We start from the raw sequence: 18,473 nt of genomic DNA, 5'->3' as shown, positions 1-18,473 counted from the left end.
GCCCCCGGGCGGCGCCCCCGCCCCCCGGGGGCCCCCGGCCCCCGGGGCGGGCGGGGGGCCCCGGGCGCGGGGGGGGTCGGCGGCCCGGGGGCGCGCCCGCCCCGGACACGTCCTAGTGCCGCGCCCGGCTCCGGGCGCGGAGGGTGTCGGCGACCGCCTTGGCGATCTTCTCGGCGTCCAGGGACAGCTCGCGGAAGTTGCCGCTGATGGGGTTGGTGAACCCGGTGAAGTAGAGGCCGGGGGCCTCGGCCGGGGTCCGGGCGCCGTGCACGCGGGGGCGGCCCCGGCCGTCCAGTACGGCGAGGTTGCCGACGAGGCCCTCCAGCGCGCGGCGGTATCCGGTGGCCGCGATCACCGCGTCCGGGGTGATGCGGGAGCCGTCCGCGAGGACCACCTCGGCGCCGTCGAAGGAGTCGACCGCGGCGACCGGCTCCACGCGCCCGGCGCGGACCGCGTCGATCAGGCCGACGTCCTGGACCGGGATCGCACCCTGCTTCACCCTGCTGTACAGGCCGGTGGTGGGGCGCGGGAGCCCGTACGGCGACAGGTCCGGGACGGAGATCCGGCCGACGATCGCGCCGAGCCGGTCGACGAGGGCGACCGGGAGCCTCCGTACGAGGATCCCCGTGCGCTGGGCCGGCCAGCCGGCGGTGGAGCGGCGCAGGATGTGGGGGGCCGTGCGCACGGCGAGCCGGACCCGGGCGGCGCCGCCCTCGGCGAGGTCGACGGCGATCTCCGCGCCGGTGTTGCCGACGCCGACGACGAGGACGTCGCGGCCGGCGTAGGGGGCGGGGTTGCGGTACTCGGCGGCGTGCGCGAGGTCTCCCTCGTACTGCTCCCGGCCGGGCCAGTCGGGGATGACGGGCGTGTGGTTGAACCCGGTGGCGATCACCACCGCTCCGGCGGCCAGCGTCCGGCCGCCCGAGGCGTGCAGGGTCCAGCCCGCGCCGTCGGCGGAGCGCTCGATCCGGGTCACCTCGATGCCGGTGACGAGCTCCAGCTCGTGGAACTCGGCGTACTTCTCCAGGTACCGCACGACGTTGTCGCGCGCGACCCAGCGTCCGAAGCGGCGCGGCATGCCGAGGCCGGGGAGCGCGGAGAGGCGGCGCGTGGTGTGCAGGTGGAGCCGGTCGTAGTGCCGCCGCCAGGAGGCGCCGACTGCTTCCGACTTCTCCACGACCACCGCGCGGACCCCGCGGGCGCGCAGCGCGGCGGCGACGGCGAGGCCGCCGGGGCCGGCGCCGATCACGTAGACCGGGCGGGGCTGGGTGGACATGTCGAGTGCTGCGGGGGCTCCGGGCATGAGGTGTGAGCGTATCGATCCACGGCGCCGGTGGGTCTCGGACGAGGAGGGAATCGATTGCGGATCGATCACGGGGCCCTTGTGGGATGGGCCCCGATCCGCTGAACTGACGATGCGTCAGGAGCGTTGCTCCACCGACGCGCAAACCAAGGAGCGGAGTGACGTGGTGAGCGACACGAGTGTGACGACCGGTGCGCGGTTCGACCTGCCGGAGATCGACGACTTCACCCGGCCCTACTGGGACGCGGCGGCCCGGGGCCGCCTGCTGCTGCGGCGCTGCGGCGAGTGCGGGAAGGCGCACCACTACCCGCGGGAGTTCTGCCCGGCGTGCTGGGCCGGGGAGGACCGGGTGACGTGGGAGACGGCGAGCGGCCGGGCGGCGCTGTACACGTGGTCGGTGATCCACCGCAACGACCTCCCCCCGTTCGGCCGGCGCACGCCCTACGTGGCGGCGGTGGTGGACCTGGCCGAGGGGCCGCGGATGATGACCGAGGTCGTGGACTGCGACGAGGCCGCCCTGCGCATCGGCATGCCCCTGTCGGTGACCTTCCGCGAGGCCGCCCAGGGCGTCTGGACGGCGGTCTTCACCCCCGCCCCCTGATGCGGGGCCCCGGGCCGCCCGGGGTCAGGGCCACAGCAGGTGGCGGGTCCAGGGGGCGTCTCCCGTACGGGTGTACTGGAGGCGGGTGTGGCGGCGGGCGGCGTCGCCCTGGAAGAACTCGACCTCGGTGGGCGAGAGCACGTACCGGGTCCACGTCGGAGCCGGGGCGTCCGGCTCCGCGCCCGCGCGGTCCCAGGCGGCCGCCGATGCGCGGGCCAGTTCCTCGGGGGAGGACAGCACCTCGCTCTGCCGGCCCGTCAGCGCCGCCGCGAGCGCGCCCCGCGAGCGGACCGCCAGGTCGGCACGGCTCTCCGCCGCGCCGCACGCCGTGACCCGCCCCCGGATCCGGATCTGACGGGCCACGGCGGGCCAGTAGAACCCCAGCGCGGCCTCCGGCCGCCCGGCCAGCTGCCGCCCCTTCGCACTGGTGGAGTGCGAGGCGAAGTGCCAGCCGCGCTCGTCGGCCTCGTGCAGCATCAGCGTCCGCACGTCGGGCCGCCCGTCCGCATCCACCGTCGCCAGACTCATCGTGTGCGGCTCGGGCTGCCCCGCCTTGGCGGCGTGCGTGAACCACTCCTGAAACAGCGCCAGCGGCGCGTCCGGCGCGGCGGCCGCATCGAAGACGGGCAACGGCCCGTCCCAGACGCGCAGGGAGTGCAGGATGGCGTGGAACTCGTCCGGGGAACGCCCGTGATCGCTGGTCATAGACATGCCCCCAGGCTAGAGGGGCGCCCCGAGCCCCCTGCCGCTCCGCGACCGGCGTAACGAGCGGCGCCCCGCCCCGCCCCCACCCGCGCCCCCCTCAGTCCCGCCCCAGGATGACCGTCCCCGAGGAGCAGAACCATCCCCCCGTGCCCGAGGCGAGGGCGACGCGGGGGAGGGCCCCGTCGCGCTTGAGGACCTGGCCCTCGCCCGACTCTCCGCGCAGCTGCCGTACGGCCTCGACCAGGAGGAACAGGCCGCGCATGCCGGGGTGGCAGGCGGACAGGCCGCCGCCGTCCGTATTGACCGGGAGCTCGCCGTCGCGGAGGAGCCGGCCCTTCTCGACGAAGGCACCGCCCTCGCCCTTGGCACAGAAGCCGAGGTCTTCCAGCGTCACCAGGGTCATGTACGTGAAGGCGTCGTAGATCTCGGCCAGGTCCACGTCCGCCGGAGTGAGCCCGGCGCGGGCGAAGGCCTGGCGGCCGGACACCGCCGCGGGGGAGACCGTGAAGTCCTCCCACTCCGACATCGTGGTGTGTGACACCGAGGTGCCCGAGCCCAGGATCCAGACCGGCTCCTTCGCGGTGTCCGGTACGTAGTCCTCCGCCGCCAAGAGCACCGCGCAGCCGCCGTCCGAGCGGATGCAGCAGTTCAGCTTCGTGAAGGGGTCCGCGATCATCCCCGAGGACAGGACGTCGTCGACCGTGATGGGGTCGCGGAACATCGCGTCCGGGTTGGTGGCGGCGTTCGCCCGCGCCTGGACGGCCACCTCGGCGAGCTGCTCGAGCGTGGTGCCGTACTCGTGCATGTGGCGGCGCGCGGCCATCGCGTACTTGGAGACCAGCGTGTGCCCGTACGGCACTTCGAACTGCAGCGGTCCCCGCGCGCCGAAGGAGAGGTTCGATGTCCGGCGGCGCGCCTTGATGTCGGCGCGCGCGGTGGACCCGTAGACGAGGAGCACCACGTTGGCGTGGCCGGCCGCGATGGCGTCGGCGGCGTGAGCCGCCATGACCTCCCAGGTGGAGCCCCCGACCGACGTGGAGTCGACCCAGGTGGGCCGCAGGCCGAGGTACTCGGCGACCTCGACCGGCGCGAGGATCCCGAGGCCGGCCGAGGCGAAGCCGTCGATCACCGAGCGGTCGAGGCCCGAGTCGGCCAGGGCCCGGCGGGCGGCCTGCGCGTGCAGGGCGTACGGGGTGGGCCCGTCCACCCGGCCGCAGTCCGACAGGGCGACGCCGACGACGGCGACCCGCCGACGGCCTCCGGGCGATGCCGATGAAGCCGAGGAAGCCGGCGAAGGCAAGGAAGGCGAGGAAGGCATGGCCCGACCGTACATCTGACGGCCAGTCAGTTCTAGTCCACGCGACGGCACCCGCACACCGAGGTCCGCCACCCCCTGTGCATCTGGCGCCACCCGCCCTAACATGACGGCCCGTCAGATACGGGGAGGAGCCCGACGATGGATGCCGCCTTCACCGCGGAGCAGGACGAGATGCGCCGTACCCTGCGCGAGATCCTGGGCAAACGCTGTGGCCCGGACGAGGTCAAGGCCGCCGTCCGCACCGCTGCCGGACACGACCGCGAGCTGTGGCAGCAGCTCTCCCAGCAGCTCGGACTGCCGGGCATCGCCGTAGCCGAGGAGTACGGCGGGGTCGGCTGCACCCCCGCGGACCTGGCCCTGGCCTGCGAGGAGACCGGGCGGGTGCTGCTGCCCTCGCCCCTGCTGGCCACCGCCGTGCTCGCCGCGCCGCTGGTCGCCGCCCTGGGGACCGGGGCCCAGCGCTCCGCCCTGCTGCCGCCGCTCGCGGCCGGCGGGCTCACCGCCGCCCTCGCCGTACCCGGCCCGGCCCTGGGCACCGCCCTCGCGCTGACCGGGGACGACGCCGGAGGCGACTGGGCGGGCGGCGGCCGCGCCGGCGGGGTCCAGGCCCGCGCGGTGGACGGCGGCTGGCGGCTGTACGGGGAGGTCGCCCAGGTGCTCGACGGGCACAGCGCCTCGCTGCTGCTGGTCGCCGCGCACACCGGAGGCTTCGCCCGCAGCCGTACGCTGCTGTTCCTCGTACGGGAGGACGCGCCCGGCCTTGTACGGTCACGGCAGGCGACCCTGGACGAGACCCGCCCCCAGGGCCGCGTCCAGCTGAGGGACGTGGAAGCCGAAGTGCTCGGCGAAGGCCCGGACGACCCCGGCGTCGTGCTCGCCGCGCTCGCCGCCACCGGACGCACCGCCGCCTGCGTCCTGGCCGCCGAGGCGGTCGGCGCGGCCGGACAGGCGCTCGCCCGCACCGTGGAGTACGTCCGCCAGCGCGAGCAGTTCGGCCGGGCCATCGGCTCGTTCCAGGCCGTCAAGCACCGCCTCGCCGACCTCTACGTACAGGTCCAGGCGGCCCGCTCCGCCGCCTACTACGCCGCCTGGGACCCGGCGCAGGGCGGACTCGCCCTCGCCCAGGCCCTGGAGGCCCTGCGGATCACCTCGGGCGAGGCGATCCAGCTGCACGGCGGCATCGGCTTCACCTGGGAGCACGACGCCCACCTCTACTTCAAGCGGGCGGCGGCCGACGAGCTGCTCTTCGGCCCCGTCCACCAGCTGCGCGCCCGTGCCGCCGACGCGGCAGGCCTGTTCACCCCCGTCCCCCGGAACGAGAAGAAGAAGGAGGTGGCAGCGTGATGTCCACGGCTCCCGGCGAAGGCAAAGGCGCAGGCGAAGGCAAAGGCGCAAGCACCGGCGGCGGCGCCGGCGCCAGTGCCAGCGTCGGCGTCAAGCTCATGCAGAAGGTCTCCTCGACCCTGCTGTTCGCCAAGATCGCACCGCACTTCATCCCCGCCATGGACAAGGCGGTGCACAAGCTGACCCGCGGCAAGGTCATCCTCAGCGCCCAGATGCTCCCCGGCGTGATCCTGACCGCCAAGGGAGCCAAGACGGGCGAGCCGCGCGTGACCCCGCTCGCGTGCATGCCCGAGCGGGACGGCGTGACCTGGCTGCTGATCGGCTCGAACTTCGGCCGCCCCGGACACCCGGCATGGACCGGGAACCTGCTGAAGAATCCGGACGCGGAGGTGAGTTGGAAGGGCGAGGACATCCCCGTGCGCGCCCGCCTGCTGGCGGGTGAGGAGCGCGAGGAGGCGTGGCGCGCGGCGCTGAAGTTCTGGCCGCCGTACGCGACGTACCAGGCGCGCATCGAACGCGAGATCCGGTTGTTCCGCCTGGAGCGACGCTGATCGCGGCGGAAGTCCTGGAGGCGACGCGCAGTTGCCCGCCCTGTAAAGGTGCTGGAGCCCGCACGGTGAGGGTGGTGAAGCCCGCACGGTGAGGGTGGTGAAGACGGCGGGCCCTGTGGTCAGGGTCCGCCGCTACTTCGTCGGCTTCTTGCCCGTGATGCCCAGGTGGACGAGCAGCGCCAGGTTCGGCTTGAGCTCGGCCTGCTTGACGCCCCAGGTCTGGAACCCCTTCTGGTGCGAGGCCACCGCGGCCAGCATGGCGACCAGCGAACCGGCCATCGCCGCCGGGCTGACGTCCTTGTCGACCTTGCCCTTGGCCTGGAGTTCCTTCATCGACTCCGTAAGGGAGTTGGTGACGGAGTTGAGGATCTTCATGCGGATCTTGTAGAAGCGCTTGTCGCCCTCGGCCGCGCCCAGGTCGACGACCCGCAGGATCGCGTCGTTGCGCCGCCAGAAGTCCAGGAATCCCTCGACGAGTTCCTCGGCGGCCGCCCATCCGGCCTTGCCGACCCATGCGCGTCCCTCGACCAACGCGGTCAACTGCGCACCCTCGTTGGCCATGCGCTCCGCGATCTCCAGGACGGCGCCCTCGACGTCCGGGAAGTACTGGTAGAAGGTCGCGGGGGAGGTGCCGGCCTTGCGGGCGACGTCGATCACCTTGACGTCGCGGTACGGCGAGGAGCTGAGCATCTCGCTGAGGCAGTCAAGCAGCTTCTGCCTCGTCGCCTGACCGCGCCGACCGGCAACGCGGCCGTCGACGGTACGTACTTGTCCTGTCATGCCGTCAGCTTACCGAGGGGTGATGGGGGCGCGATTCGGCCGCCTGCAAATGGGGTCACGGGGTGCCTGGCCTGGGCGTACACCGGTCCCACCCGGCCCCGACGGCGATTTCCGGCCGAGCGGACGCCCCGGGCGCGCCCTCCGGGTTCCGGGCGTATCCCCCGAATAGTCTTATCAACAGGCTGTGGACAAGTTTTCGGGCACATCATGATCCGGAGGTGCATGGCCGGGCGAGTGGGGCGGATGCCTCACATCCCCGCACAACGGAAGGAACCGGGCTCATGGCCGCATTCGCGGAAGGCGCACCCTGCTGGGTCGACGCCTCGCTGCCGGACGTGGAAGCGGGCAAGCGCTTCTACGGTGAGCTCTTCGGGTGGACCTTCGCCGAGGGTGCGGGAGCACAATACGGCCATTACACCCAGGCCTACAGCCGCGGCCGCAACGTCGCCGCCCTCGCCCCCAAGCCCGACGGCCGCATGCCCACCGTCTGGGGGGTCTACCTCTACACGACCGACGCGTACGCCTGCGCCCAGCGCATCCGCGCCGCCGGCGGCCAGCTGGTGATGGACCCGATGCCGGTCGGCCCGTACGGGACCGCCGCGATGGCCGCCGATCCCGGCGGGGCCGTCTTCGGGCTGTGGCAGCCCGGCACCCACCACGGCTTCGACGCCCAGCAGGAGCCGTACACGTACTGCTGGACCGAGGTCTACACACGGGCCCGCGACGCCGTCGACGTCTTCTACGCCAAGGTCTTCGGCTACGTCCCCCAGGACCAGGACGAAGCGGGCGGCTCCGAATACCGCGTCTGGTCCCCGCCCGGTTACGCGCCCGGACCGGACAGCGCCGTCATGGGCCGCAGCCTCATCACCGACGCCTTCCCGGCCATCATGCCCGCGCACTTCCTCGTGTACTTCGCCGTCCCGGACTGCGACCAGTCCGTGGCCATGGTCCAGCGGCTCGGCGGACGGGTCACCGCCGATCCCTTCGACACTCCGTACGGGCGGATCGCGGTCGTCGCCGACAACCAGGGCGCGGTCTTCGGTCTGTTGTCGGAGCCGCGCACGAAGCCGGCCCCGTAACCGGACTCCCGGCCACTTCCCGGCCGCTTCCCCACCGTTTCCCCACCGTTTCCCGACCGTTTCCCGACCAGGTCCCGACCGGTCCACCACCAGTCCACCACCGGTCCACCACCGGAGTCCCGCCCGTCCCCGACCACTCGCCCCACCCGTTCCCGACCGCCCCCCGGCCCGTCTCCCGGCCCGTCCCGCGCCCCGCCGCGCACCCGCCCGGGGAGCCCGGCGCGTGCAGCCTCACACGAACCCGCCCGCGTACCCGGGGCCGGACGGAGCGCGGGCCTGACAGAATCGGGGTGCGCGACTGCGGGCGGAGCCCGCGGTGAGACGCCGCACCCGCCGACCGCCGGGTACCGGCGCGCTCGCCGGTGGCGTGCTTGGCGAAGGAGCGGGCCCGCGCACGGAGCCCGTACGGGGATGGGTGTGGAGGCGAGTGGTGGAGCAGCTGACGCAGCACGACCCGAGACGGATCGGCCCCTTCGAGGTGCTGGGACGGCTCGGGGCCGGCGGCATGGGGCTGGTCTATCTCGCGCGGTCGGCGTCCGGACGCCGCGTGGCGATCAAGACGGTCCGCACCGAGCTCGCCGAGGACCAGCTGTTCCGCGTGCGCTTCACCCGTGAGGTGGAAGCCGCCCGCGCCGTCTCCGGCTTCTACACGGCGGCCGTGGTCGACGCCGACCCCCGCGCCGCCGTGCCCTGGCTGGCCACCGCGTACGTGCCGGCGCCCTCCCTGGAGGAGATCGTCCACGAGTGCGGGCCCATGCCCGCCCAGGCCGTACGGTGGCTCGCGGCCGGCATCGCCGAGGCCCTGCAGTCCATCCACGGGGCGGGACTGGTCCACCGCGACCTGAAGCCGTCGAACGTGCTCGTCGTCGAGGACGGCCCGCGCGTGATCGACTTCGGCATCGCCAGCGGCGTCTCCAACACCCGCCTGACGATGACCAACGTCGCCGTCGGCACCCCCGCCTACATGTCGCCCGAGCAGGCGAAGGACTCGCGCAGCGTCAAGGGCGCCAGCGACGTCTTCTCGCTCGGCTCGACGCTCGTCTTCGCCGCCACCGGGCACCCGCCGTACCACGGGGCGAACCCGGTGGAGACCGTCTTCATGCTGCTGCGCGAGGGACCCAACCTCGCGGGCCTCCCGGACGAGCTCCGCCCGCTCATCGAATCCTGCATGCAGATGGACGCCACGAAGCGGCCCACCCCGGCCGACCTCCAGGCGCAGCTGGCCCCGCACCTCTTCGAGGGCGGCGACGAGAGCGGCACCGCCTCGGCGTGGCTGCCCACCCGGGCCGTCGCGATGATCGAGGCCAGGCGGGCCGGCCACCGCAACGCCGCCGCCGCGGCAGCGGCCGCTTCCGCCGCCGCGGCCGCCTCCGCCGCCTCGGCGGCCGTCGTACCGGCGCCCGCCCCGGAATCCCCGGGCCGGCCCGGCTCCGCCCCGCCCTCCGGGCCCGCCACGCACCGCCGCCAGCGCGGCGGAGCCGACCCCTGGACGGACCCGCGGACCGGCCAGGCCGTCCCGCAGCGCCCCGAGCACCCCCCGATGACTCCCTCCGGCGAGCCCGTCCGCCTCGGCGGCTCCCCGGTGCCGATCGGTCCCGGCCCGCACGCGTCCGCGTCGGCGCCCGCCGCGCACGCCGTCGCCGCGAACTCGGCGACCGGCTGGATCCGCCCGCCGGGCGGCGGCCCGGCGTCCGCGGTCTCCCCGGCCTCCGGTCCTTCCGCGCCTGCCGTACCCGGCCCGGGACCGGCTCCGGACAGCGGCCGCTGGCGCCCGTGGCGCTTCCGCATGTCGAACGAGGTCTGGGGCACCCCGACCGTCGCGGGCGACATGCTCTACGTCACCTCCTTCGAGGTCCACGCCCTGGACGTGGCCAGCGGCCGCCGCCAGTTCAAGACGCGCGACGTCGCCTGGTCCATGGCCGTCTCCGACCACCGCATCCATGCCTCCGACGGCCCGTCCCTCTACGCCCTCGACGCCGCCGACGGCTCCGAGCGGTGGCGGCTGTCCACCGACGCCTGGGTGTACGCCCTGCGCGCAGACCGGGGCACGGTCGTCACCGCCACGCGCGGCGGCGGCGTACAGGCCTGGGAGGCGTCCAGCGGGCAGAAGCTGTGGGAGCTCTCGGGCGCGCAGAGCGACTTCGAGACCAACGAGGCGTCCCCCGTCCTCCACGACGGCACGGTCTACGTGTGGCAGGACGCCCGGCTGCGCGCCCTCGACGCCCGCTCCGGCCGCGAGTCCTGGTCGTACCCGGTCGGCGACGCCGGCTCCTGCGGAAACGTGCCCGTACGGGTCACCCCGGCTCCCGACGGCAACGTCTACGTCGCCGCGGGCACCCGGGTGATCTCCATCGACCGCGCCTCGGGCCGGGTCCGCTGGCACTTCGAGGCCCCCGCCGTGTTCCTCGCGCCCCCGGCCTTCGCGCCCGGCGCGGCGGTCACGGGCGGCGGCGTCTACCTCGCGGACTACCTTGGCACCGTCTACGCCCTGGACGCGGCCAACGGCAAGGACCGCTGGCGCATCGCCACCGAGCCGCGGCAGTCCGCCGACCCCGTCCTGGTCGCGAGCGGCAACGTCCACCTGGGCGCGGGCAGCGCCCTGTACACGCTCGACGCGGTCACCGGCACCCCGAAGTGGCGGTTCGCGGCCGGCGGCGAGATCACGGGCGCCCCGGCCGTCATGGACGGCCGGGTCCACTTCGGCTCCGCCGACCACTGCCTCTACACCCTGGACGCGGCGGGCGGCCAGCTCCGCTGGAAGCTCGCCACCGGCGGGGAGATCACGGGAGCCCCGGTGGCGGAGGCGGGCGTGGTGTACGCGTGCAGCAAGGACCGCTGCGTCTACGCTCTGGACGCGGCGAAGGGCACGGGCACGCGTACGGGGGGCTGAGGGGCGGCTCCGCCGGGGCTCCGGACGCCCGTCCGACGCCTCCCGCGACACCCGCTCGGACCGCGTTTCGGGCCCCTCGGACGCGCGCGGCGCACCGGGAGTGACAGGATGGACCCCATGAGCAACGTATTCTTCGACATCACCATCGACGGCCAGCCCGCCGGCCGCATCGTCTTCAACCTCTTCGACGAGGTCGTCCCGAAGACCGCCCAGAACTTCCGCGAGCTCGCCACCGGCCAGCACGGCTTCGGCTACGCCGGCTCCCCGTTCCACCGCGTCATCCCGCAGTTCATGCTGCAGGGCGGTGACTTCACCAACCAGAACGGCACGGGCGGCAAGAGCATCTACGGCGAGAAGTTCGCCGACGAGAACTTCGAGCTGAAGCACACCCGTCCGTACCTGCTCTCGATGGCGAACGCCGGCCGCAACACCAACGGCTCGCAGTTCTTCATCACCACCGTCGTCACCCCGTGGCTGGACGGCAAGCACGTCGTCTTCGGCGAGGTCGTCGAGGGCCAGGACGTCGTGGACGCGATCGAGAAGCTCGGCACCCCCTCGGGCTCCACCCGCGGCAAGATCGAGGTCGCGGCCTCCGGCGTCGTCGAGGCCTGATCCCCACCCGCCTACACGGCTGGCCGGCCCCGCCCCCTCCGGGGGTCGGGGCCGCCGTCATGTCCGCGCGCGGACGAGGGCCGGGGGCCCCGGCGCGGGCCCGGGGTGCGGGTGCGGTGGGCCTGGCGTAGCGTCGGGACCGAGACCCCGTCCTCGGAGGACCGGGCACGATCCGTAACGCACACGGTGCACTCGGTTCGCCGATGGGTCTCATCGGAGCGGCGGCCGCCGTCCGGAGCCCCTTCCGTGCCTGGTGCGACGGCCGTCACGGACGCGATCACCGCGTCCAGGAGCTCTTCACGGCCGCGCGCGTCACCGACGCCACCCGGACCCGTCCCCGCCCCCGCCCCCGGCGGCCTGGCCCACGCCGCCGCGGGACCGGTAGGAGACGGGCCGCCGAAGCGGAACTGAGCCCTCCTGATGAGGGGCCCGAAACCCCTGGTACGGTGCCGCAATTGCCCACGGGGAGAGGGGTGGCCATGAAGGTCACGGGACGGCGTGTCCGGTTCGCGGCAGTATTGGTGGGAGTGGTGCTCGCGCTGACGGGCTTCTCGTCGACCGGCGGAAGCGGCAGCGGGAAGAGCAAGAGCGGTGGGGGCGGCTGCTCCAGCTCCAAGAGCAAGCCCAAGACCAAGAAGCACTCCTCCGGCAGCTCGGGCAACGGCACGAGCACGACCGCCGCGCCCACACCCACCTCGACCGGTCCGCTCGCGCGCGCGGAGGTCGTCACCTGCGCCGGTCCGGGCCGCGCGAAGGCCACGGTGAAGGTCACCTCCGAGTCGGCGTCCGGACGCGCCTTCCGCGTGCCGCTGGTCTTCGAGGGCGCGTCCGGCCGGGTCGACTCGGCCTCCGTCGACGTCGAGCTCAAGGCGGGCGAGAGCCGGACCGTGGAGCTGCCGATGGCGAGTGCGGACAAGGCCGGCGACGTCCAGCGCTGCGTCGTCGGACGGATCGACCTCGTCCCGTCCTCGGCCTCCTCCTCCACGCCCGGCTCCGGCTCCGGCAGCGTCCCGAAGCCGAAGCCCACGAAGAAGACCGGCTAGGCCGGCCGGCTGGGCCGACCGGGCGACGGCGCCGGACCGCGGCCAGGTCGCCGGGACGGGTCACCCCACCCGCGGCCCCGTCACCGCGACCGGATCACCACGGCCCCGTCACCGCGGCCGGGTCACCGCACCCGCGGCTCCGGCCCCGGGCTCCGCCGTCCCGCGAAGAGCTCCGCCTGCCGCTGGGGCGCCAGGTTCCCCAGCGCGATCAGCGCCGGCGCCTGGGACAGTGCCTGGTGCAGCGCCGCCTGTTTGGCCGACCACAGCGCCCGGACCGTGCCCTGCACGGCCTCCGTCGGGAACCCGGCCATGGTCTCGGCCGCCCGCAGGGCCGCGGGGAGCAGCCCGGCCGGCTCGGCCAGCTCCGAGACCAGCCCGATCTCGTACGCCCGCCGCGCGGACACCCGCTCCGCCGTACCCATCAGGGACATCCGGGCGGCCTCGCCGAACGGCATGCGCTGGGCCATGTACACCGCTTCGTAGGCGCTGACCATGCCGTAGCTGGTGTGCGGGTCGAAGTACGTCGCCGTGGTGGAGGAGACGATGAACTCCGATTCGCCCAGCAGGTAGAACGCCCCGCCGCACGCCATGCCGTTGACGGCGGCGACCACCGGCTTCCACAGGTCGTTCGCCTTCGGGCCGATCGCGAGGAGCGGGTCGTCCACCGAGTACGGGGACGAGGGCTGGCGGACCGAGACGCCGCGGTCGATGCCCGTGCAGAAGGCCGCCGCTCCGGCGCCCGTGAGCACGACCGCCCGTACGTCGTCCTCGTAGCGGAGCTCCCGCCACACCGCCGCGAGTGCGGCGGCCGTCTCCAGATCGATCGCGTTGTGCTTGCGCTCCCGGTCCAGGGTGAGCACGGCGACCCCGGTCGCCTTGTCCCGCTCCACCCGGAGCCCCTGGCCGGCCGTCACGACTTCTCCAGCACCCAGCGCGGCACGGCCACCCCGCCCGTCTCGGTGAACACCACCTGGACCCGCGCCCCGATGCGCAGCCGCGCCGGGTCCACGGAGTCCAGCGGCGCGTCGGCCGAGGTGACGAGGTTCCCGACGAGGCGGATGTGCGGGGCGTCGGCGAGCTCCACGAGGATCACGTTGTACGGGGCCTGCGCGGCGTACGCGGGAAGCAGCGGCGGGTGCGGGCGCACGTAGGACCAGATCCGGCCGCGTCCGCTCATCAGGCGCCACTCGGAGTCGAAGGACCGGCAGTGCGGGCAGCAGGGGCGGGGCGGGAAGCGGAGTTTCCCGCAGGCGGGCTCGGCGCAGGCCTGGACGCGGAGCTCGCCCCGGGCCGCGTACTCCCAGAAGGGGGCCCCGTCCTCGTCGGGGACGGGGAAGAGGAGTTCGTCCGAAGCGGCGGCGGTCGTGGTGGTCATGGTCGGCAGCTCCTCAGGCGCGCAGCAGGATCGCGGACGTCGGGACACCCTCGCCCGCCGTCACCAGGCAGGTCGAGGCGTCGGGCACCTGGGCGGTGGAGATGCCGCGCAGCTGCTTGACGCCCTCGTTGATCAGGTTGAAGCCGTGGACGTAGGCCTCGCTCAGGCCGCCGCCGCCGGTGTTGATGGGCAGCCGGCCGCCCATCTCCAGGGCCCCGCCCTCGGTGAAGGCGGCGCCCTCGCCGCGCCCGCAGAAGCCGTAGCCCTCCAGGGAGAGCGGGATCAGAGGGGTGAAGGCGTCGTAGATCTGGGCGACGTCCACGTCCGCCGGGCCGAAGTCGGCCTGCTTCCACAGGTGGCGGGCGGCGGTCCAGGCGGGGCCGGACAGGGGGTCGTCGTTCCAGTAGTTGACCATCCCGTGGTGCTGGGCGGGCAGGCCCTGGGCGACGGAGTGGACGTAGACGGGCTTCTGGCGGCAGTCGCGGGCGCGCTCGGCGCTGACGATGACGCAGGCCAACGCCCCGTCCGTTTCGAGGCAGTTGTCGAAGAGGCAGAGCGGGTCGCTGATCATGCGGGAGGTCATGTACATCTCGCGGGTCAGCGGGCGCTCGTACATCATCGCGGCCGGGTTCTCGTTGGCCCGGTTGCGGCAGGCCATGGCGACGTTGAAGAGGTGGTCGCGGGTGGCCCCGTACTCGTGCATGTAGCGGCGGGCCAGCATCCCGATCTCGTCCGCGGGGCGCAGCAGCCCGAAGGGGCGCGTCCACTGGCCGGGGGTCGGGAGCTGCACGGCCGTGTTCTTCCACGGGCGGGGGCCGGAGCCGCGCTTGCGGGAGCGCCAGGCGACGCCGACGGTGGCCTGGCCGGTGGCGACGGCCGAGGCCAGGTGGCCCACGGTGGCGCAGGAGCCGCCGCCGCCGTAGCCGATCTTGGAGAAGAAGGTGACGTCGCCGGCGCCGATGGCCTTGGCGACCTCGACCTCGTCGGTCTCCTCCATCGTGTAGGAGGAGAAGGCGTCGACCTCGGAGGGGTCGATGCCGGCGTCGGCGAGCGCGGCGAGGATCGCCCGGCACGCCAATTCCTTTTCGGACTGCGGCAGTTGTTTGGCAAAGGCGGTTTGGCCGATGCCGACTATCGCCGTAGCGTCCTTGAGCGTTGCCGCCATCGCCACCTCCGGGGTGCACCAGTACTGACAGCGGCGAAGGCTACAGCTAATCTGACGGTTAGTCAGCTACTGGTGTCGCAGGGAGGGGCGGGCGATGGACGAGGACGGGCACGGGGTCGCGGGCGCGACCGGGGGCGGGGCGGCGGGGACCGGGGCCGGGACGGGGTCCGAAGCCGCGGGTCCGGACCCCCGGCCCGCTGCGGGATCCCCCTCGGGGGACCGGCTCGCGGAGCTCCCCTGGAGCAGCATCGGCGCCCTCGTGCGCGACGCCGCCACCCGCTACGCCGGCCGCGAGGCCGTCGTCGACGGCCGCGTCCGCATCGACTACGCGCAGCTCGGCGAGCGCGTCGAGCGCGCCGCGGCCGCCTGCGTGGCCGCCGGGGTCGCGCCGGGGGACCGGGTCGCCGTCTGGGCGCCCAACACCCTCGAATGGATCGTCTCCGCACTCGGCGCCGTCTCCGCGGGAGCCGTGCTCGTTCCCCTCAACACGCGCTTCAAGGGCACCGAGGCCGCCTACGTCCTCCACCGCAGCCGCGCCCGGCTCCTCTTCGTCACCGGCACCTTCCTCGGCACCTCCTACGTCGCCTCGCTGCGCCGCGCCGCCGCCGAGGGCGAGGGCTCCGGGCCCCTGCCGGGCCTGCCCCACCTGGAGCAGGTCGTGGTCCTGTCCGACGACGCCCCGGACTCCTTCCGCACCTGGAAGGACTTCCTGGCCGGAGGGGACTCCGTACCGGCGGAGGCCGTCCGCGCCCGCACGGACGCCATCCCCGCCAGCGCCCCCTCGGACATCATCTTCACCTCCGGCACCACCGGCAGCCCCAAGGGCGCCGTCATCACCCACGCCCAGTCCCTGCGCTGCTACGACGTGTGGAGCGAGCTCGCCGGACTGCGCGAGGGCGACCGCTACCTGATCGTGAACCCCTTCTTCCACACCTTCGGCTACAAGGCCGGCATCATCGCCTGCCTGATGCGCGGGGCCACGATGATCCCCCAGCCCGTCTTCGACGTGGACACCGTCCTCGCCAACATCGCCGCCGAGCGGATCTCCGTACTCCCCGGACCGCCCACGCTCCACCAGTCCCTCCTCGACCACCCCCAGCGCGACCACCACGACCTCTCCGCGCTCCGCCTGGTCGTCACCGGCGCCGCCGTCGTCCCGCTCCAGCTCGTCGAACGGCTCCGCGGCGAACTGCGGATCGCCACCGTCCTCACCGCGTACGGGCTCTCCGAGGCCAGCGGCATCGTCACCATGTGCCGCCGCGGCGATCCCGCGGAGGTCATCGCGGCCACCTCCGGGCGGGCCATCCCGGGCACGGAGCTCCGGATCGCCGGGGCCGACGGGCGGGCGCAGAACACCGGACAGGCCGGGGAGGTGTGGGTGCGCGGCCACAACGTCATGCAGGGCTACTTCGAGGACGAGGCCGAGACCGCCGAGGCCATCACCCCGGAGGGCTGGCTGCGCACGGGCGACGTCGGTGTCCTCGACGCCGCCGGGAACCTGCGCATCACCGACCGGATCAAGGACATGTTCATCGTCGGCGGCTTCAACGCCTACCCCGCCGAGATAGAGCAACTCCTCGGCCTGCACCCGGACATCGCCGACGTGGCGGTGGTCGGCGTCCCCGATCCGCGTCTCGGCGAGGTCGGCAAGGCCTACGCGGTCCGCCGCCCCGGCGCGGTCCTCACGGCCGACGACCTGATCGCCTGGTCCCGCCGCGAGATGGCCAACTACAAGGTCCCGCGCCAGGTGGAGTTCGTGGCGGAACTCCCGCGCAACGCGAGCGGCAAGGTCCTCAAGCGCGAACTCCGCACCCGCTGACGGCGGGGGCGCTCAGTTCCCGTGCGCCCCGGCCGCCCCGCCCGCCCCGCCCGTGTCGTCCGTCCCGGGCGGACCGCAGTCGTTGCAGCGGCCGCCCCGGGTGGGGCTGCGGTAGGCACGGTCGCACCCGTCGCAGATCTGGAACGGATCCGGCGCCACGAAGGCGGCCCGGCGCGGGGCCGGGACCACCACGGGCGGCAGCTGGGCCGCGAGCCGGTGGGCGATCAGCCCGGCCGGGTTGCGCGGGAGGTCCGGGAGGTTCGCCGTCAGGGCGCCGACCAGCGCGTGCACGCTGACCCCGCGCTCCAGCCAGGCCTCGACCCCGCCCGCCAGGTACGCGATGTCCCGCGCCCCGAGCAGCAGCCGGGGATCGGTGAGGCGGAGCTCGGCGAGGATCTCGGTCGCGAGCCGGCGGCGGAGCGCGTTGTCCCGGTCGAGCGGTACGGGAACACGGGCGGCCGCCGGGCGGGCGGCCGCGTCGGCCGGTGGCGCCGCCGCTCCGGCCGGTGCCGGTGCCGGTGTGGGTGCGGGTGCCGGTGTAGGTGTGGGTGCGGCTGGTCCGGGCTCGGGCGCCGGGGCGGCCGTCGGCTCCGGGGCCGGTGCGGGCTCGTCCGCCGTTGCCGCAGCTGGTGGCGGTGCCGGATCGGGTACGAGGTGGGGCCGCCGCTCCACCGCCGGCGGGGGAGGGGCGTCGATGACGGCACGGGGGTGGTTGTAGGACACCGTACGGGTGACGATCCGCCCGCCCGGCAGGCTCTCCAGGGATCGCTCCAGGTACCCGAACCGCACCAGCTCCCGGAGCCCGCCCGCGATCGAGGTCTCGCCCAGCGGAAGCCGTCTGGCCAGGTCCTTGATGCCGATGGGGGTTCCGGCGGGCAGCGATTGGATGTAAATCCCCAGGATCCGCGCGACCGCCGACATCTCGGGGTGCTGGATCAGGTCGTTGCTGATCACCGTGAACCGGCCGGTGAGGCGGATGTTGGAGTGGCGAACGCCGTATGTCGCGCGGGTGGGCGCGGTAAACTGCACCGAAGCCATAGGGGAAGGTCTGCTTCCTCGTTGGTCAGGCCCTCGATCGGGATTCGCAGTCCCGGCGGGGGCCGTCTCATGTCTGGGTTGTCGGGGCGAGCATATGCCAGACAACCACCCTTAAATCCAGCCTAGTTGTGCGATTCACCCATGTGGGTGACCGGCCGTGCCGCGGGAGGCTGGAGGGGTCTGGCAAGCGGTTCTTTCTCTGAGTACTTCCACCAAAAGAAGCATCGTCCGCCACCGGGACGCGACCCGACACGTCCCGGCGACAGCGCACCCCCGCACCACCGTTCGAATCCGCGGCCCCCTCCCTCCAGCCCTCCCTCCCTCCCTCCCTCCCGCGAACCGGTCAGGAATGGAGAAGCAGGTCCCGGGGGGCCGGTCGTAGCGTGGAACGCATGGACATCACACTCGCTCAGTGCTTCATCGCCGTCGACGACCACGACAAGGCCCTCGGCTTCTACCGGGACGTGCTCGGACTGGAGGTGCGCAACGACGTCGGGTTCGAGGGGATGCGCTGGGTCACCGTCGGGTCGCCCGCGCAGCCCGGGGTGGACATCGTGCTCGAGCCGCCCGTCGCGAACCCGAACGCATCGGCCGCCGACAAGGAGGCCATGGCGGAGCTGCTGGCCAAGGGGCTGCTCCGCGGGGTGGTCTTCGCCACCGGCGACTGCGACGCGACCTTCGAGAGGATCCGCGCAGCCGGCGGCGAGGTGCTCCAGGAGCCGATCGACCAGTTCTACGGGGTCCGCGACTGCGCGTTCCGTGACCCGGCCGGCAACATGCTGCGCTTCAGCCAGCCCCGCGGCCGGTAGGAAGCGCGGACGGAGCGGGACTCCTCGCGGCCACGCCGATC

The 18,473-nt window shown here is 73.7% G+C and carries 17 protein-coding genes; 9 read left to right on the top strand and 8 right to left on the bottom strand.

Annotated features, from left to right (window positions below; all coding sequences use genetic code 11):
- Positions 1 to 112 precede the first annotated feature (112 nt).
- On the bottom strand, positions 113 to 1,303 hold the full coding sequence (locus tag ACWF9Z_RS02885; protein WP_453596779.1) for a flavin-containing monooxygenase: 1,191 nt from the start codon (positions 1,301 to 1,303) through the stop codon (positions 113 to 115).
- A gap of 166 nt (positions 1,304 to 1,469) precedes the next feature.
- On the opposite strand from ACWF9Z_RS02885, the gene ACWF9Z_RS02880 reads away from it, so the two are divergent.
- Positions 1,470 to 1,904, top strand: a complete 435-nt coding sequence (locus ACWF9Z_RS02880; protein ID WP_453596777.1) for a Zn-ribbon domain-containing OB-fold protein — start codon at positions 1,470 to 1,472, stop codon at positions 1,902 to 1,904.
- A gap of 24 nt (positions 1,905 to 1,928) precedes the next feature.
- Here the strand turns inward: ACWF9Z_RS02880 and ACWF9Z_RS02875 are convergent, their stop codons facing one another.
- Both ACWF9Z_RS02875 and ACWF9Z_RS02870 read right to left on the bottom strand, forming a co-directional pair.
- Positions 1,929 to 2,609: a pyridoxine/pyridoxamine 5'-phosphate oxidase gene (locus ACWF9Z_RS02875; protein ID WP_453597201.1), complete on the bottom strand. Its 681-nt coding sequence runs from the start codon at positions 2,607 to 2,609 to the stop codon at positions 1,929 to 1,931.
- Positions 2,610 to 2,706: 97 nt separating this feature from the next.
- Positions 2,707 to 3,927 (bottom strand): acetyl-CoA acetyltransferase, encoded by a 1,221-nt coding sequence (locus tag ACWF9Z_RS02870; protein ID WP_453596775.1) that lies wholly within the window; start codon positions 3,925 to 3,927, stop codon positions 2,707 to 2,709.
- Between the two features lie 138 nt (positions 3,928 to 4,065).
- On the opposite strand from ACWF9Z_RS02870, the gene ACWF9Z_RS02865 reads away from it, so the two are divergent.
- Together ACWF9Z_RS02865 and ACWF9Z_RS02860 are read left to right on the top strand one after the other, a co-directional pair.
- Positions 4,066 to 5,271, top strand: coding sequence for an acyl-CoA dehydrogenase family protein (locus ACWF9Z_RS02865; protein ID WP_453596773.1), 1,206 nt, complete (start codon positions 4,066 to 4,068; stop codon positions 5,269 to 5,271).
- A 98-nt stretch (positions 5,272 to 5,369) separates the two neighbouring features.
- A complete protein-coding gene (locus ACWF9Z_RS02860; RefSeq protein ID WP_453597199.1) occupies positions 5,370 to 5,822 on the top strand; it encodes a nitroreductase family deazaflavin-dependent oxidoreductase in 453 nt (150 codons plus the stop codon).
- A gap of 132 nt (positions 5,823 to 5,954) precedes the next feature.
- Here the strand turns inward: ACWF9Z_RS02860 and ACWF9Z_RS02855 are convergent, their stop codons facing one another.
- A complete protein-coding gene (locus ACWF9Z_RS02855) occupies positions 5,955 to 6,602 on the bottom strand; it encodes a TetR family transcriptional regulator (RefSeq protein WP_453596772.1) in 648 nt (215 codons plus the stop codon).
- Positions 6,603 to 6,883: 281 nt separating this feature from the next.
- Between ACWF9Z_RS02855 and ACWF9Z_RS02850 the strand changes: the two genes are divergently transcribed.
- From ACWF9Z_RS02850 to ACWF9Z_RS02835, 4 genes are all read left to right on the top strand, one after another.
- Positions 6,884 to 7,681, top strand: coding sequence for a VOC family protein (locus tag ACWF9Z_RS02850; RefSeq protein WP_453596770.1), 798 nt, complete (start codon positions 6,884 to 6,886; stop codon positions 7,679 to 7,681).
- Positions 7,682 to 8,108: 427 nt separating this feature from the next.
- Positions 8,109 to 10,571 (top strand): serine/threonine-protein kinase, encoded by a 2,463-nt coding sequence (locus tag ACWF9Z_RS02845; protein ID WP_453596768.1) that lies wholly within the window; start codon positions 8,109 to 8,111, stop codon positions 10,569 to 10,571.
- 117 nt (positions 10,572 to 10,688) lie between these two features.
- Entirely contained in the window at positions 10,689 to 11,183 is a 495-nt protein-coding gene (locus ACWF9Z_RS02840) for a peptidylprolyl isomerase (protein ID WP_453596766.1), read from the top strand.
- A 479-nt stretch (positions 11,184 to 11,662) separates the two neighbouring features.
- Entirely contained in the window at positions 11,663 to 12,226 is a 564-nt protein-coding gene (locus ACWF9Z_RS02835; RefSeq protein WP_453596764.1) for a hypothetical protein, read from the top strand.
- A gap of 122 nt (positions 12,227 to 12,348) precedes the next feature.
- Here the strand turns inward: ACWF9Z_RS02835 and ACWF9Z_RS02830 are convergent, their stop codons facing one another.
- The 3 genes from ACWF9Z_RS02830 to ACWF9Z_RS02820 are packed head-to-tail and all read right to left on the bottom strand — an operon-like array spanning position 12,349 to position 14,766.
- Positions 12,349 to 13,140 carry an enoyl-CoA hydratase/isomerase family protein gene (locus ACWF9Z_RS02830; RefSeq protein WP_453596762.1) on the bottom strand — a complete coding sequence of 264 codons (792 nt, stop codon included), beginning with the start codon at positions 13,138 to 13,140 and terminating at the stop codon, positions 12,349 to 12,351.
- Entirely contained in the window at positions 13,137 to 13,601 is a 465-nt protein-coding gene (locus tag ACWF9Z_RS02825) for a Zn-ribbon domain-containing OB-fold protein (RefSeq protein WP_453596760.1), read from the bottom strand. Before ACWF9Z_RS02825 ends, ACWF9Z_RS02830 begins: the two co-directional genes overlap by 4 nt.
- Positions 13,602 to 13,614: 13 nt before the next feature.
- Positions 13,615 to 14,766: a lipid-transfer protein gene (locus ACWF9Z_RS02820; RefSeq protein WP_453596758.1), complete on the bottom strand. Its 1,152-nt coding sequence runs from the start codon at positions 14,764 to 14,766 to the stop codon at positions 13,615 to 13,617.
- 94 nt (positions 14,767 to 14,860) lie between these two features.
- On the opposite strand from ACWF9Z_RS02820, the gene ACWF9Z_RS02815 reads away from it, so the two are divergent.
- Positions 14,861 to 16,585: a FadD3 family acyl-CoA ligase gene (locus ACWF9Z_RS02815; protein WP_453596756.1), complete on the top strand. Its 1,725-nt coding sequence runs from the start codon at positions 14,861 to 14,863 to the stop codon at positions 16,583 to 16,585.
- A gap of 12 nt (positions 16,586 to 16,597) precedes the next feature.
- Here ACWF9Z_RS02815 and ACWF9Z_RS02810 read toward each other — a convergent pair whose 3' ends face one another.
- Entirely contained in the window at positions 16,598 to 17,623 is a 1,026-nt protein-coding gene (locus ACWF9Z_RS02810; protein ID WP_453596754.1) for a helix-turn-helix domain-containing protein, read from the bottom strand.
- 392 nt (positions 17,624 to 18,015) lie between these two features.
- Between ACWF9Z_RS02810 and ACWF9Z_RS02805 the strand changes: the two genes are divergently transcribed.
- Entirely contained in the window at positions 18,016 to 18,432 is a 417-nt protein-coding gene (locus tag ACWF9Z_RS02805; RefSeq protein ID WP_453596752.1) for a VOC family protein, read from the top strand.
- Positions 18,433 to 18,473: the final 41 nt, after the last annotated feature.

The organism is Streptomyces sp. NPDC054961 (assembly GCF_053609145.1).
The sequence above is the reverse complement of the archived record's forward strand: the minus strand, read 5'-3'. Positions and strand labels throughout refer to the sequence as shown.